The sequence below is a fragment of the Polaromonas sp. LjRoot131 genome, assembly GCF_964252805.1.
GTDB lineage: Bacteria > Pseudomonadota > Gammaproteobacteria > Burkholderiales > Burkholderiaceae_C > Polaromonas.
Genome location: NZ_CAXUPF020000002.1, coordinates 512,802 through 528,245 on the forward strand (window position 1 = coordinate 512,802; position 15,444 = coordinate 528,245).

Consider the following 15,444-nt stretch of genomic DNA (forward strand, 5'->3'; position numbering starts at 1 on the left):
TTCATCCGGTGCAGCCGCTTTTTTTTGGGGGGAAAATCCCCCGCGCTACTTGAGGCGTTTGATCAAACTGGACGTATCCCAGCGCTGGCCGCCCATGGCCTGCACGTCGGCATAGAACTGGTCGACGAGGGCGGTGACGGGCAGGCGGGCGCCGTTGCGCTTGGCCTCGTCCAGCACCAGGCCCAGGTCCTTGCGCATCCAGTCGACGGCGAAGCCGAAGTCGAACTTGTCGGCGACCATGGTCTTGCCGCGGTTGTCGAGCTGCCAGCTTTGCGCCGCGCCCTTGCCGATCACGTCCAGCACCTGGTTCACGTCCAGCCCGGCCTTCTGGCCGAAGGCGACCGCCTCGCTCAGGCCCTGCACCAGGCCGGCGATGCAGATCTGGTTGACCATCTTGGTGAGCTGGCCTGCGCCGCTGGCGCCCATCAGCGTGAAGGCCTTGGAAAACGCCATGCCGGCGGGTTTCACGGCATCGAAGGCCGCGGCGTCGCCGCCGCACATCACGGTGAGCGCGCCGTTCTGCGCGCCGGCCTGGCCGCCCGACACCGGGGCATCGATGAATTGCAGGCCGAGCTTGGCGGCGGCCGCGTAGAGTTCGCGCGCCACGTCGGCCGAGGCCGTGGTGTGGTCGACAAAAATCGCGCCCGGCTTCATGCCGGCGAAGGCGCCGTCCGCGCCCAGCGTGACGGCGCGCAGGTCGTCGTCATTGCCGACGCAGCAGAACACGATGTCGGCGCCGGCCACCGCCAGGCGCGGCAGGGCGGCGTGCGCCGGCTTGGCCGTGGCGGCATATTCGGCGACCCAGGCGGCGGCCTTGGCGGGGCTGCGGTTGTAGACCGTGACGCTGTGGCCGGCCAGCGCCAGGTGCCCGGCCATGGGGTAGCCCATGACGCCCAGGCCCAGGAAGGCGACCTGGCGGGGAGTGGAAGATTCGTAGGTTTTGGCGGTGGTGCTGGACATGGGGAGCTGCCTGAAAGAGGAATGGGAAGGACGAACGGGAGCCGCCGGCACGAAGCCGGCAGGCTGCCCGGACTTAAACGATGGCGAAGTTTTCGGTGCCGGCCGCCAGGTCGGACGACTTGGCGCGCGTCGAGTTGAGTTTGATCTGCAGGCGCAGGTCGTTCACCGAATCGGCATTGCGCAGGGCGTCTTCGTAGGTGATGAAGTGGCTTTCGAAGGCGTCGTACAGCGCCTGGTCGAAGGTCTGCATGCCCAGGTTGCGGCTTTTCTTCATGATCTCCTTGATCTCGGAGACTTCGCCCTTGAAGATCAGGTCGGAGATCAGCGGCGAGTTGAGCATGACCTCGACCGCGGCGAAACGGCCTTTGCCGTCCTGCTTGGGCACCAGTCGTTGCGAGATCATGGCTTTCAGGTTGAGCGACAAGTCCATCAGCAGCTGGGTGCGGCGTTCTTCGGGGAAGAAGTTGATCACGCGGTCCAGCGCCTGGTTGGCACTGTTGGCGTGCAGCGTGGCCAAGCACAGGTGGCCGGTTTCGGCGAAGGCGATGGCGTGCTCCATGGTTTCGCGGTCGCGGATCTCGCCCATCAGGATCACGTCCGGCGCCTGGCGCAGCGTGTTTTTCAGCGCCGCTTCCCAGCTGTCGGTGTCCAGGCCCACTTCGCGCTGCGTGATCACGCAGTTTTTGTGCGCGTGGACAAACTCCACCGGGTCTTCAATCGTGATGATGTGGCCGTAGGACTGCTCGTTGCGCCAGTCCACCATGGCGGCCAGCGTGGTCGATTTGCCGGAGCCGGTGGCGCCGACCAGGATGGTCAGGCCGCGCTTGCTCATCACCACTTCCTTGAGCACCTGGGGCACGCCCAGCCCGTCAATGGTGGGCAGCACGGCCGGGATGGTCCGCATCACCATGCCGACCTTGCCCTGCTGGATGAAGGCGTTCACGCGAAAACGGCCGACGCCGGGCGGCGAGATCGCGAAGTTGCATTCCTTGGTGCGCTCAAACTCCGCCGCCTGCTTGTCGTTCATGATGGAACGCGCCAGCGCCAGCGTGTGGCCGGCGTTGAGCGGTTGCGGCGACACCTTGGTCACCTTGCCGTCCACTTTCATGGCCGGCGGGAAATCGCCCGTGATGAACAGGTCGCTGCCGTTGCGGCTGACCATGAGTTTCAGCAGGTCGTTGATGAATTTACTGGCCTGGTCGCGTTCCATGAACGACTCCTAAAAAATGATGCCCCCACGCTTGTCGCTTCGCGTACTGCGCTGCCCCCCGAAGGGGCCGCTGCGCCTGCGGCCCGGCAAAGCCGGTTCCGCGGCCCCTGCTTGCCTTGGACAGGCTTGTACTGCGAGTGTCGCGCATGGTTCTAGCCTGGGAAGTTTTCCGGGATCTTTGCTTTGCCGCGTGCTTCGGCGGCGGAGATGACATTGCGCTTGACCAGGTCCGTCAGGTTCTGGTCCAGCGTCTGCATGCCCACGCTGTTGCCGGTCTGGATGGACGAATACATCTGCGCGACCTTGGCTTCGCGGATCAAATTGCGGATGGCGCTGGTGCCCAGCATGATCTCGTGCGCCGCCACGCGGCCCGCGCCGTCCTTGGTCTTGCACAGCGTCTGCGAGATCACCGCCTGCAGCGACTCCGACAGCATGGAGCGGATCATTTCCTTTTCCTCGGCCGGGAACACGTCGATGATCCGGTCGATCGTCTTGGCGGCGCTGGAGGTGTGCAGCGTGCCGAAGACCAGGTGGCCGGTTTCAGCGGCCGACATGGCCAGGCGAATGGTTTCCAGGTCGCGCATTTCACCCACCAGGATGGCGTCCGGGTCTTCGCGCAGCGCGGATTTCAGCGCGGCGTTGAAGCTCAGGGTGTGCGGGCCGACTTCGCGCTGGTTGATCAGGCATTTTTTGGACTCGTGCACGAACTCGATCGGGTCTTCCACGGTGAGGATGTGGCCATACTCGTTTTCGTTCAAAAAGTTGACCATGGCCGCCAGCGTGGTGGACTTGCCCGAGCCGGTGGGGCCGGTGACCAGCACCATGCCGCGCGGCTTCATGGCCAGGTCGCCGAAAATCTTGGGTGCGTTGAGCTGCTCCAGTGTCAGGATCTTGGACGGGATGGTCCGCAGCACGGCGCCGGCGCCGCGGTTCTGGTTGAAGGCATTCACCCGGAAGCGGGCCAGGCCGTCGATTTCAAAGGAAAAGTCGACCTCGAGGAATTCTTCGTAGGTCTTGCGCTGGGTGTCGTTCATGATGTCGTACACCATGGCATGCACCTGCTTGTGGTCCAGCGGATCGATGTTGATGCGCCGCACGTCGCCGTGAACCCGGATCATGGGCGGCAGGCCAGCCGATAAGTGCAAGTCAGACGCCTTGTTCTTGACGCTAAAAGCCAGCAACTGCGTGATATCCATCCCGGGGCCCTTTGAAATTGGTTTTCAAACTAAGTTTACAGTTCGATTATGACCACGATTGTGCGCAATCTCCAGCTAGTCCGTGACCGTATCACCACGGCCTGCGTCGCCGCCGGGCGGAACCCGGCCACCGTACGTCTGCTGGCCGTGTCCAAGACCTTTGGCGCGGAGGCCGTGGCCGACGCCGCTTCGGACGGGCAGCGTGCCTTCGGCGAAAACTACATCGCCGAAGGCGTTGAGAAGATCCTGGCGCTGCGCGGCCGGCCCGGCGAGCCCCTGGAGTGGCACTGCATAGGCCCGGTGCAAAGCAATAAAACCCGCCTGGTCGCGGAGCACTTTGACTGGGTGCAGTCGGTCGACCGGCTCAAGATCGCCCAGCGCCTGAGCGAGCAGCGGCCCGCCGGCCTGCCGCCGCTGCAGATCTGCCTGCAGGTCAACATCGACGGCGGCGCCAACAAGTCGGGCCTGGCGCCGGACGACGTCCTGGCCCTGGCGCGGGAAGTCGCGCAACTGCCGCGCCTTGTCCTGCGCGGCCTGATGGCCATTCCCGAGCCGGCCGCTGATTTTGATGCTGCCTGCGAGTTGCACGCCAGGACCAAGGCTGTTTTTGATGCGGTCAACGCCTCCGGTGCCTTGCCCGTACCTATGGATACCCTGTCATTGGGCATGACTGCGGACCTGGAGGCGGCGATTCACGCTGGCAGCACCATGGTGCGAGTGGGTACCGCGATCTTCGGCAATAGGTGAGCCCCACGGTCGCTCACTTCGCGTAGCTCCCTGCCCCCGAGGGGCCGCTGCGCCTGCGGCCCGGCAAAGCCGGTTCCGCGGCCCCTGCTGGTGAAGATATGCCTGCCTCTGAGGCTTCTATTTCTTAGGAGGAGCGAGGGGTTTGATGGCGCCGCAATCGGCTGAGAGCCATTTGCCCGAGGCGTTCATGGTCATCTTCTCGGGTTTGCCCTTGACGCTGGTCGTCGTGTTCATCTTCATGGTGTAGGCGGTGTCGCCCGAGAAGGTCATCTCGCCTTCGCCGCTGGAGGGCGGCTGGGCGCAGGCATAGGAGAACTTCATGGTGTTGCCGCTGCGCGGCGACCGGGTGGTCTTGCAGTCGCCTTGCTGCTGCTGCGGCAACTCATTGCGCTCGGCCATCTCCTTGGTGATGCACATCTTCATGCTCATGCCGCCGCCGCTGCCCGGCGCCATGGACATGCCCTGCTTGGCCATCATGTCCTGCATCTGCTTGCGCTGCTCGGGCGACATGCCGGCCATCTGCTTTTCCATGTTGGCCATGGCTTTTTCCATTTCGCCGGAGCTCGACTGCATTTTGTTGGTGATTTCCCACAAGCCGGGCTTGGTGGTTTGCGCGGCGGCGCCGGCGGCGAAGGCCAGCGCGGCGGCGGCCAGGAGAGGCGTGGTGAATTTCATGGACATCCCTGTTGTTGTTGAAGTGCAAAAACGGAAGCAGTTCGCATTATTGCCAGCGGCCGCGGCTTGGCAAGCCCGGCCTTGCCGGGTCAGCGCATGAACTTCCCGCCGCGCCCGATGATGGTCAGGTCGGTGAAGCGCGAACCCTCGTGGCTCTTGGGCCCGTAGTTCACGGTGAAGCCGCCGATGTTGTGGTCGCGTATGGATTCGAGCGCCGTCATCAGGCTCTCGCGGGTCAGGTTCTTGCCGGCGCGGCGCAGGCCTTCGGTGAACACCTTGGCCGCGAGGAAACCCTCCATGCTCGAGAAATCAAAATCCTTGTGGCCGGCTTCCATCATGCGTTGCTGGTATTCGCGCACGACGGCCGACGACGGCGTGTAGGGGAAGGGCACGACCTGCGAAATCGTCACGCCGGCCCCGGCATCGCCCAGTTCCTCGGCCAGCGCCTTGGAGCCGACAAAACTCACGTTGAAGAACTGGCCGCCGTAGGCCTTGGCCCTGGCCTGCTTGATCAGGGCCGCGCAGGATTTGTAGGCGCTGATCTGGATCACGGCTTCGGGCGCGGCCTTGAGGATTTCCGCCAGCGGCGCGGCCACGTCCACGCTGTTGCGCTCGACGGTGACGCTGGCCGCCGGCTTGAGGTTGCGTTTGGTCAGGGCCCGCATCACGCCCTCCAGCCCGGCTTTGCCGTAGGAGTCGTTCTGGTAGAAGATGGCGATCTTGGTGATGCCGACGGTGCTCAGGTGCTGCACGATGCGCTCGGTTTCGTCAAAGTAACTGGCGCGCACATGGAAGAGGTTGCGGTTGAAGGGCTCGCGCAGGGCCTGCGCGCCGGTGAAGGGGCCGATCAGCGGGATGCCTGCGGCGTTGATCGCCGGCACCGCCGCCAGCGTGGTCGGCGTTCCGACCGAGCCGATCAGCGCGAACACCTTGTCTTCCTCGATCAGCGCCTTGACGGCCGCGGCGGCTTTCTCGGGTTCGTAGCCGTCATCGCGCGAAACCAGTTTGAGCGTCCGTCCGCTGATGCCGCCCGCAGCATTGACCGCATTGAAGTGGGCCAATATACCCAGCTGCATGCGTTTGCCCAGTTCGGCCGCGGGGCCGGTCTGGGCGGCGAACTGCCCGACCTGTATTTCCGCGTCCGTGACGCCGGTTTCCGCTGCCTGGGCGGAAAAGACGGAAAAGGCCAGCAGCATTGCGCTGCATGAGAACCATGGCTTGACGTTCATCTGGAGGACCCTCCGGGCGCAATGGCCGATGTTGTCTGGCTGCGGCTTGTCTTATGCAATCCGCTTCTTAGGTCGCAAGGTATGCCAAGGTGGGCCGCTTGGCAACCCGGTTAGCCCTCGCCGAGGGGGTTTGGGGCTGGAAAACGTGAAAAAGGCCTGAAAAAGCGGCAAAAGGGGCAAAAGGGGCAAAAACGTGGACGGCCTTATCCAGGGGATCACACGCCCAGCGCCAGGCGGGTGGTGTTCTTGACTTCTTCCATCACCGCATAGGTACGGGTTTCGCGCACGCCCGGCAGCTGCCACAGCACGGTGCCGGCAAAGGAGCGGTAGGCCGCCATGTCGGCCATGCGGGTCTTGAGGAGGTAGTCGAAGCCGCCGGCCACCATGTGGCATTCGGTGATTTCGTGGTGTACCTGCACCGCCGCCTTGAAGGCCTCGAAGACATTGGGCGTGGTGCGGTCCAGCAGCACTTCCACAAACACCATCATGCCGGCGCCCAGCTTGAGCGGGTTGAGCAGCGCCTCATAGCCCAGGATGTAGCCGTCGCGGCTCAGGCGCTGCACGCGGGCCAGCACGGCGGTCGGCGACAGGGCCACGCTCTCGGCCAGCTTGAGGTTGGAGATCCGGCCGTCCTGCTGCAGAACATTCAGGATTTTGAGGTCAATGCGGTCAATTTCCGGCGAGGCTTCAAACATGGCTAGTGAATTATTCGGTTATATGCGGAAATTTAGCGGGAAATTCGGCATTATTCAATGGAACATCTCTGTGTCCACTGAATAAGTGCCCCAAACCGTCAAATCCTCCATGGAGCTCCCGATGTCCGCTTCCCCGCGCCTGCCCTTCCCCTACCGCCCTGAAGCCGACATCGTGGCCAGCCAGCTGCGCGGCCTGGCCGGCGCGCTGGACTGGGCGGCGGCGGCGCTGTCAGCCCAGCCCTGGGTGCAGGCCGTGCGCGACAACCCGCCGCCTTTCTGGGCCATGGAAAGCCTGCTCAAGGAATACCCGATCTCCAGCGCCGAGGGCCTGGCCCTGATGCGTCTGGCCGAGGCCCTGCTGCGCGTGCCCGATGCCGAAACGGCGATTGCGCTCACGGCCGACCAGCTGGGGCGCGCGGATTTCGACGGCGCCGGCGACGGCGTGATGGCCCGCCTGTCGGCCTCCGCCATCGCGATGTCCAAGATGTTCTTGCCCGAAGGCGGCCAGCCCAATCTCATGAGCAAGCTGGGCGCGCGCACCGTCGTGGCCGCCACCCTGCGCGCCGTGCAGCTGCTGGGCCGCCAGTTCGTGCTGGGCCAGACGATTGGCGACGCGATGGCCGAGGCCGACGACAGCCGCAAAAAAATCCCGAATCTGCGCTTCAGCTACGACATGCTGGGTGAGGGCGCGCGCACCGACGCCGATGCGCTGCGCTACCTGGCCAGCTACACCAACGCCATCCAGGCCATCGCCGCCGGCGCGAATGCCGCAGACGCCACGGAAAAGAACGACGGCATCTCCATCAAGCTCAGCGCGCTGCACCCGCGCTACGAAGACGCCCAGCGCGAACGCGTGATGGCCGAGCTGGTACCCCGCGTCTGGGGCCTGTGCGAGCTGTCGGCCCGGGCCAACATCAACCTCACGATTGATGCCGAGGAAGTCGACCGGCTGGAGCTGTCTCTCGATGTGTTTGAAGCATTGGCCGCCTTGGTCGCGAAACATCATCCGCAGTGGCAGGGCTTCGGCCTGGCCATGCAGGCCTACCAGACGCGCGCACTCGATCTGATTGCCCACATCGCCGCCATCGCCCGCAAGTACAAGCTGCGCCTGATGTGCCGGCTGGTCAAGGGCGCCTACTGGGATTCGGAAATCAAGCGCGCGCAGGAGATGGGCCTGCCGCATTACCCGGTGTTCACGCACAAGCACCACACCGACGTGTCTTACCTGGCCTGCGCGCAGGCCCTGCTGGCCGCGCCCGATGCGATCTACCCGCAGTTCGCCGGCCACAACGCCGCGACCATCGCCGCGATTTTGCAAATGGCCTCGCGCAACGCGGTACCCTTTGAGCTGCAGCGCCTGCACGGCATGGGCGAGGGCGTGTTCCGCGAGGTGCTCAAGAACCCGCTGATCAGCTGCCGCGTCTACGCCCCCGTGGGCGCGCACCGCGACTTGCTGGCCTACCTGGTGCGCCGCCTGCTCGAGAATGGCGCCAACTCTTCGTTTGTGCACCAGCTCGCCGATGAGTCGGTCGGCATGGGCGAGCTGCTGACCTCGCCGCTGCGTCTGGAGCCCGACGCCTCGCTGCCGCTGCCGCCCGCGCTTTACGGCCCCGGCCGCCCCAACAGCCTGGGGCTGGACCTCACGGTTGAAAGCATGCGCGCGCCGCTGCTCGCCGCGCTGGCTTCCACGCCGGTGCCGGTGGTGCCGGAATTCGACCCCCGGCAGGCTGGCGGCCTGGTGGAGAAGAGCGCCAGCGCCTATCGGCAATGGAGCAAGGTGGACGTGGCCGAACGCGCCGCAGTCCTGCGCCGCGCCGCCGATGCGATGGAGCGGCAGATGCCGAAGTTCTGCGCGCTGCTGGTGAAGGAAGCCTTCAAGACCTGGGGCGACGCCGTGTCGGAGGTGCGCGAGGCGGTGGACTTCCTGCGTTACTACGCCAACGAGGCCGAGCGCATCATGCAGCCGATGGCCTTGCCGGGCCCGACCGGCGAGACCAACGAGCTGCGCCTCACGGCGCGCGGCCCCTGGGTCTGTATCAGCCCCTGGAATTTCCCGCTGGCCATCTTCACCGGCCAGGTCGCGGCCGCGCTGGCCACCGGCAATACCGTGCTGGCCAAGCCCGCCGAGCAGACACCGGGCGTGGCCTGGGAGGCCGTCAAGCTGCTGCATGAAGCCGGTGTGCCCGAAGGCGCGCTGCAACTCGCGCACGGCCCCGGCGACACCGTGGGCGCGGCCCTGGTGGCAGCGCCCCAGGTGGCCGGCGTGGTGTTCACCGGCTCCACCCAGGTTGCCAAAATCATCAACCGCGCCCTCGCCGCCAAGGATGGCCCCATCGTCCCCCTGATCGCCGAGACCGGCGGCATCAACGCCATGCTGGTCGACAGCACGGCCCTGCCCGAACAGGTCGCCGACGCGGTGGTGCAAAGCGCGTTCCGCTCCGCCGGCCAGCGCTGCTCGGCACTGCGCCTGCTGTGCGTGCACGAGGGCATCGCCGACCACGTGATGGACATGATCAAGGGCGCGGCGCAGGAACTGGCGGCCGGCGAAACCGCCGACCTCGCCACCGACGTCGGACCGGTGATAGACCGCGAGGCGTTCGACAATATCCAGAAGCACTTGCAGCGTTTGAACTCCAGCGCCAAGGTGCTGGTCAGCCCGGCGCAGCGCCCACAGGCCGCGTCCGGCCCGCTGGCCAACCTGATCCCGCCCGCGGCCTTTGAGGTACCCAGCCTGGCCGACGTGAAAGACGAAATCTTCGGCCCGGTGCTGCAGGTCGTGCGCTGGGGTAGCGGCGACCTCAAGGACCCGCAAGCCGTGATCGCGCAGATCAACGCACTGGGCTACGGCCTCACCCTGGGCATACAGACCCGCATCGATTCCCGCGCGCAGGCGCTGGCGGCGGCCGCGCACGTCGGCAACATCTACGTCAACCGCAACATGATTGGTGCGGTGGTGGGGGTGCAGCCGTTTGGCGGAGAGGGGCTCTCCGGGACTGGCCCCAAAGCCGGTGGGCCGCATTATCTTTATCGGTTTTGTGCTGAGCAGACGGTGACGGTGAATACGACGGCGGCTGGGGGGAATGCTGCTCTCCTGGCTGGAGGGGCTTAAAGGTCGGATCTTGTTCCGACTTGGCGCTCTCTTCTTAGTTCTGCTGGCCGGGGGTAGCCCGGCGGCAACTCACTTTTCTTTTGCTTCGCCAAAAGAAAAGTAAGCAAAAGAAAAGGCGACCCTGGTTGCTGCGTCCCTTCGCTTCGCTACGGGCAACCTGCGGTGCTCGGTTCAGGCGGGGTCTCGCTAAACTCGCTTCGCTCAGACAACGCGATCCCTGATCCGTCTGGCCCTGCGCTCCTCGGCGCATCCACAAGGGGTGGGGAAGGAATACCAAACAGCCGAATACCGAATACATGAAGAAACAAGGACTCGCCACGGCGAGTCCTTGTTTGTCTTGGTTTGTTCTTTGGTATTTGTCTTCTGTCCCCGATCCCGATTGCCCCGTCCTGGCTGGGCCGAGGAGCGCAGACGTAGGCGGATCAGGGATCGCGCTTGTCTGAGCGAAGCGAGTTTGCGCGAGACCCCGCCGTAGTCGAGCACCGCAGGTTGCCCGAAGCGAAGCGTAGGGACCCAGACTGCGGGTCGCCTTTTCTTTGGTGACTTTCTTTTGGCGAAGCAAAAGAAAGTTACTTGCCGCCGGGCAATCCCCGGCCAGCAGAACCAAGAAGAGAACATCAACAATCGATCAAGCAGAGCTCCGCGCAGGAGGCAAAAACTCAAATCTCAATCTTGCTACCCAACTCCACAACAGAGTTATTAGGCAAATTCAAAAAATCCGCCGCCCCACTTGCGTTATGGTGCATCTGCGCAAACAGCTTCTCACGCCACGGCGCCATGCCGCTGCCAATCGTCGGGATCACGACGTCGCGGGAAAGAAAGTAACTGGTGGTCATGGACTCCAGCTCGCAGCCCCGGCCCTTGATTTGCTGCAGGGCCTTGGGCAGGTCCAGGTCGTTCTTGAAGCCGTAGTGCACGTTGACCTGCCAGCAGTCATGCCCCAGCGCCTGGATCTCCAGGCGCTTGTGCATGCCTATCCAGGGCACCTCATGGTTGCGCACCGTCACGAACAGGTTCTGCTCGTGCAGCACCTTGTTGTGCTTGAGGTTGTGCAGCAGCGCATTGGGCACGCTGCCGGGCTCGGCGGTCAGGAACACGGCCGTGCCTTCGACGCGGGCCGGCGGGCTGACAAAAACGGCGTCCAGGAAGCTGGGCAGGTCTATGGCGTCGGCACGCAGCTTTTCGTTGAGCAGGTGGCGGCCTTCCTTCCAGGTGATCATCAGCGTGAAGACCGCGCCGCCGATCACCAGCGGGAACCAGCCGCCGGCGAACAGCTTCATGAGGTTGGAGGCGAAGAAGGCGAAGTCAACGACAAAGAAGATGCCGGTGGCCGCGATGCACAGGCTCAGCGGGTACTTCCAGCCGTAGCGGATCACGTAAAAAGTCAGGATGGTGGTGATCAGCATGTCGGTGCAGACCGCGATGCCGTAGGCGGCCGCCAGGTTGCTGGACGAGCGGAACATCACCACCGCGAGCACGATGGTGATGAACAGGCCCCAGTTGACGAAGGGCATGTAGATCTGGCCGGTGTCGCGCACGCTGGTGTGCTGGATGTTCAGGCGCGGCAGATAACCCATCTGGATGGCCTGCTTGGTCACGCTGAAGGCGCCGGTGATCAGGGCCTGGGAGGCGATCACGGTGGCCATGGTGGCCAGGCCCACCAGCGGCAGCAGCGCCCATTCGGGCGCCATCAAATAGAAGGGGTTCTTCACGGCGGCGGGGTTTTTGATCAGCAAGGCGCCCTGGCCGAAGTAGTTGAGCACCAGCGAAGGCATGACCACCGAGAACCAGGCCAGGCGTATCGGCTTCTTGCCGAAGTGGCCGAGGTCGGCGTACAGCGCCTCGGCGCCGGTCACGCACAGCACCACGGCGCCCAGGATGATGAAGGTGGTGCCGGGGTTGGCCCACATGAACATCAGGGCGTAATGCGGGCTCAGCGCCACCAGGATATGGGGGTTGCTCGCGATCTGCGAAATGCCCAGCAGCGCGAGTACGCCGAACCACACCAGCGTGATGGGCCCGAAAAATTTGCCAATACCGGCCGTGCCGTGCTTTTGCACCGCGAAGAGGGCAAAGAGGATCACCAGGGTGATCGGAATCACGCCTTGCTTGAAGGCCGGCGAGACGACTTCCAGGCCCTCGACGGCCGACAGCACCGAAATCGCCGGTGTGATGACGCCATCGCCGTAAAACAGCGAGGTGCCGAAGATGCCGACGATCAGCAGGGTCTTGCGCAGCTGGGGCTTGTCCTTCACTGCGGTGGAGGCCAGCGCCAGCATGGCGATCAGGCCGCCCTCGCCGTTGTTGTCGGCGCGCAGCACCAGCGCCACGTACTTGATGGAAACGATGACGGTCAGCGTCCAGAAGAAGATGGACAGGATGCCGTAGACGTTGTCGGGGGTGAAAGGAACGTGCCCGGAACCGAAAACTTCCTTGACGGCATACAGGACGCTGGTTCCGATGTCGCCGTAGACGACACCGATGGCGCCCAGGGTGAGCGCCGCGAGGGATGATTTTTTTCTGGACACAAAAACTTCCCGTCTTGCGCCTGGCCCGTGCTTAGCGGGTCCAAGGCGGCGGGAATGGTTACCTTTGGGAACGCTATTTTGCGCCCAGGGGCCCGGCTTGCAAGTCGGCGGACATCCCTAAATCCAACTAATCCCCATTTTGTTGCACCGCAACAACTTGTAACGGGAGTAGCCCGATAGAGGGCTAAAGCCGATGCGTCACCGCTTGCCGGGTAATGCTATCTATTTAAGAGTGCGCCATGCCCGGCCTGGCAGGCGAAAACCGGAATAGCCATGAAAAAAGCCCCTGGCGGGGCTTTTTCAGTCGTAGACCTCGGCATCCGGGTCGGTCGCTTCCAGTTCATAGCTGGCGGCCAGCATGGCCAGGCGCGCGATCACGCCATACATATAGAAGCGGTTGGGGTTGCTAGAGCCGGGCTTCTCGCCGGGCTGCGGCAGGCGGCCGCTGTCGGCAAAGGCCAGGGGCACAAAGCTGGCACCGGGCGCGTTGAGGTTCTCGTCCACGCCGCGCTCGGCATGCACGCGGTAAAAGCCGCCGACGACGTAGCGGTCCATCATGTAGACCACGGGCTCGGCCACGGCGTCGTTGACGCGCTCGTTGGTCAGCACGCCTTCCTGGATGATCACTTCGGACAGCGCCTGGCCGTCCTTGGTGGTGCTCATCTTGTTCTTGGTCTTGCGGTTCAGCGCTTCGAGGTCCTTCACGTCCCGCACCGTCATGATGCCCATGCCGTAGGTGCCGTTGTCGGCCTTGACGACGACAAAAGGCTTTTCGTTGATGCCGTATTCCTTGTACTTGCGCTTGATCTTGGTCAGCAGCGCATCGACGTTGGTGGTCAGGCACTCCATGCCGGTGTTCTCGGCGAAGTTGACCTCGCCGCATTGCGCGAACATCGGGTTGATCAGCCAGGGGTCTATGCCCAGCAGCTTGCCGAAGCGCTTGGAAATTTCTTCATAGGCCTTGAAGTGGTGCGACTTGCGGCGCACCGACCAGCCCGCGTGCAGAGGCGGCAGCAGGTACTGTTCGTTGATGTCTTCGAGGATGCCGGGGATGCCGGCCGACAGGTCGTTGTTCAGCAGGATGGTGCAGGGGTCGAAGTCTTTCAGGCCCAGGCGCCGGTCGGTGCGGATCAGCGGCTCTATCGTGATGGTCTCGCCGGTCGGCAGGTTCAAGGTGGTGGGTTCCTTGATGTCGGCGCTCAGCGAGCCGAAACGCACGTTCAGGCCCGCCTGGTGGAAGATGCGCTTGAGCTGCAGCACGTTGGACAGGTAAAAGCTGTTGCGCGTGTGGTTTTCGGGCACGACCAGCAGGTTGCGCGCTTCGGGGCAAATCTTCTCGATCGCGGCCATGGCGGCCTGCACCGCCAGCGGCAGCATCTCGGGCGTCAGGTTGTTCCAGCCGCCGGGGTAGAGGTTGGTGTCCACCGGTGCCAGCTTGAAGCCCGCGTTGCGGATGTCGACCGAGCTGTAAAAGGGCGGCGTGTGCTCCATCCACTCCAGCCGGAACCAGCGCTCAATCGCGGGGGTGGAGTCCAGGACGCGTTGTTCGAGTTCGTTGATGGGGCCGTTCAGGGCGGTGATGAGGTGCGGAACCATTCGGCCACTTTCGATAGGGGAATCTGTTATTTGCTTCGGTTATAGCTGACCGAATTTTAGGGAGATTGGGGTGGGGCAGACGGGTTACAAGGGGTAACGCCGCCTAAGCCATCCAAAAATCCGTGGGCCGGCATCGCGGCCCGGCATGCCCTTAGGTGCGCACTTCGCCTTGCCCGAGCACCACATACTTAAGGGAGGTCAGCCCCTCAATGCCGACCGGCCCGCGCGCATGGAACTTGTCGGTGCTGATGCCGATTTCGGCGCCCAGCCCGAACTCGAAGCCATCAGCGAAGCGGGTGCTCGCATTCACCATGACGCTGGCCGAATCCACCTCGCGCAGAAAACGCTGGGCATGCATATGGTCGCGCGTGAGGATGGCGTCGGTGTGGTGGCTGGAATAGTGGTTGATGTGGGCAATGGCCTCATCGATGCCTTCGACCACCTTGATGCTGATGATGGGCGCCAGGTATTCCTCGTACCAGTCCTGTTCGGTCGCGGCCGTGGTGTTGGCGCCTTTGACGGCGGACAGGATGGCCAGCGCCTCAGCGTCGCAGCGCATCTCCACGCCCTTGGCGGCGTAAATCGCGCCGATTTTGGGCAGGAAGGCGGCCGCTACACCGCGCGCGACCAGCAAACCTTCGCTGGCATTGCAGGGGCTGTATTTTTGGGTTTTGGCGTTGTCGGCGACGTTCACGGCCATGTCCAGGTCGCAGGGGTCGTCGACATACACATGGCAGTTGCCGTCCAGGTGCTTGATGACCGGCACCTTGGCGTCGCGGCTGATGCGCTCGATCAGGCCCTTGCCGCCGCGCGGGATGATGACGTCCACATACTGCGGCATGGCGATCAGCTGGCCCACGGCCTCGCGGTCGGTGGTCGGCACTAGCAGCACGGCATCGGGCGGCAGGTCGGCGTCGGCCAGGGCCTGCTGCACCAGCGCGGCCAGCGCCTTGTTCGATTCAATGGCTTCCGAGCCGCCGCGCAGTATGCAGGCGTTGCCGCTCTTGATCGCCAGCGACGCGGCTTCAATCGTCACGTTGGGCCGGCTTTCGTAAATCATGCCGAACACGCCGATGGGCACGCGCATCTGGCCCACGCGTATGCCGCTGGGCTGCTCCTTCATGCCGATGATGTCGCCGATCACGTCGACCATGGCGGCCAGTTGCTCGCAGCCCTGGGCCACGGTGTCAATGATCTTGGGCGTGAGCTTGAGGCGGTCCAGCAGGGGGGCGGCCAGGCCGGCGGCCTGGGCGCGTTCCAGGTCGCGCTGGTTGGCGGTTGCTAGCGCCGCGACGTTCTTGCGCAGCGCCTTGGCCAGGTTCAGCAAGGCCTTGTTCTTGACGGCCGCCGGCGCGCGCGCCAGTTCGGCCGACGCCGCTTTGGCCCGGGACCCCAGCAATTCCATCAAGCGCGGGACGTCGCTGGCGATATCGCTGGATGAAGAAAGGGCTTTTTGGAGGTCGGGCGCGTTCATCCGGTCCATTTTAGGCCTGCCGGAG

The 15,444-nt window shown here is 64.1% G+C and carries 11 protein-coding genes; 2 read left to right on the forward strand and 9 right to left on the reverse strand.

All coding sequences use genetic code 11. The features are described 5' to 3' along the window. Positions 1 to 45 precede the first annotated feature (45 nt). The 3 genes from ACSQ27_RS12930 to ACSQ27_RS12940 form a co-directional block, all read right to left on the reverse strand. Positions 46 to 960 (reverse strand): NAD(P)-dependent oxidoreductase, encoded by a 915-nt coding sequence (locus ACSQ27_RS12930; RefSeq protein ID WP_436155898.1) that lies wholly within the window; start codon positions 958 to 960, stop codon positions 46 to 48. Between the two features lie 73 nt (positions 961 to 1,033). Next, positions 1,034 to 2,170: a PilT/PilU family type 4a pilus ATPase gene (locus ACSQ27_RS12935; protein ID WP_436155899.1), complete on the reverse strand. Its 1,137-nt coding sequence runs from the start codon at positions 2,168 to 2,170 to the stop codon at positions 1,034 to 1,036. Between the two features lie 152 nt (positions 2,171 to 2,322). Further along, entirely contained in the window at positions 2,323 to 3,366 is a 1,044-nt protein-coding gene (locus tag ACSQ27_RS12940; RefSeq protein WP_436155900.1) for a type IV pilus twitching motility protein PilT, read from the reverse strand. Between the two features lie 48 nt (positions 3,367 to 3,414). Here ACSQ27_RS12940 and ACSQ27_RS12945 point away from each other — a divergent pair, with 48 nt between their 5' ends. Further along, positions 3,415 to 4,113 (forward strand): YggS family pyridoxal phosphate-dependent enzyme, encoded by a 699-nt coding sequence (locus ACSQ27_RS12945; RefSeq protein ID WP_436155901.1) that lies wholly within the window; start codon positions 3,415 to 3,417, stop codon positions 4,111 to 4,113. Between the two features lie 117 nt (positions 4,114 to 4,230). Here ACSQ27_RS12945 and ACSQ27_RS12950 read toward each other — a convergent pair whose 3' ends face one another. The 3 genes from ACSQ27_RS12950 to ACSQ27_RS12960 all read right to left on the reverse strand — a co-directional run bounded on the left by ACSQ27_RS12950 (position 4,231) and on the right by ACSQ27_RS12960 (position 6,712). Further along, positions 4,231 to 4,788, reverse strand: coding sequence for a DUF3617 domain-containing protein (locus ACSQ27_RS12950; protein ID WP_436155902.1), 558 nt, complete (start codon positions 4,786 to 4,788; stop codon positions 4,231 to 4,233). 89 nt (positions 4,789 to 4,877) lie between these two features. After that, the gene (locus ACSQ27_RS12955; RefSeq protein WP_436155903.1) at positions 4,878 to 6,017 is read right to left on the reverse strand and encodes an ABC transporter substrate-binding protein; all 1,140 of its coding nucleotides are present in this window, start codon (positions 6,015 to 6,017) and stop codon (positions 4,878 to 4,880) included. Between the two features lie 215 nt (positions 6,018 to 6,232). Then, positions 6,233 to 6,712: an Lrp/AsnC ligand binding domain-containing protein gene (locus tag ACSQ27_RS12960; RefSeq protein ID WP_411885618.1), complete on the reverse strand. Its 480-nt coding sequence runs from the start codon at positions 6,710 to 6,712 to the stop codon at positions 6,233 to 6,235. A gap of 121 nt (positions 6,713 to 6,833) precedes the next feature. On the opposite strand from ACSQ27_RS12960, the gene ACSQ27_RS12965 reads away from it, so the two are divergent. After that, positions 6,834 to 9,821, forward strand: coding sequence for an L-glutamate gamma-semialdehyde dehydrogenase (locus tag ACSQ27_RS12965; protein ID WP_436155904.1), 2,988 nt, complete (start codon positions 6,834 to 6,836; stop codon positions 9,819 to 9,821). Positions 9,822 to 10,480: 659 nt separating this feature from the next. Here ACSQ27_RS12965 and ACSQ27_RS12970 read toward each other — a convergent pair. The 3 genes from ACSQ27_RS12970 to ACSQ27_RS12980 all read right to left on the reverse strand — a co-directional run bounded on the left by ACSQ27_RS12970 (position 10,481) and on the right by ACSQ27_RS12980 (position 15,350). Beyond that, a complete protein-coding gene (locus ACSQ27_RS12970) occupies positions 10,481 to 12,349 on the reverse strand; it encodes a potassium transporter Kup (protein ID WP_436155905.1) in 1,869 nt (622 codons plus the stop codon). 300 nt (positions 12,350 to 12,649) lie between these two features. Then, entirely contained in the window at positions 12,650 to 13,945 is a 1,296-nt protein-coding gene (gene gshA, locus ACSQ27_RS12975; RefSeq protein WP_436155906.1) for a glutamate--cysteine ligase, read from the reverse strand. Positions 13,946 to 14,096: 151 nt separating this feature from the next. Further along, the gene (locus tag ACSQ27_RS12980; RefSeq protein ID WP_436156237.1) at positions 14,097 to 15,350 is read right to left on the reverse strand and encodes a glutamate-5-semialdehyde dehydrogenase; all 1,254 of its coding nucleotides are present in this window, start codon (positions 15,348 to 15,350) and stop codon (positions 14,097 to 14,099) included. Positions 15,351 to 15,444 lie beyond the last annotated feature (94 nt).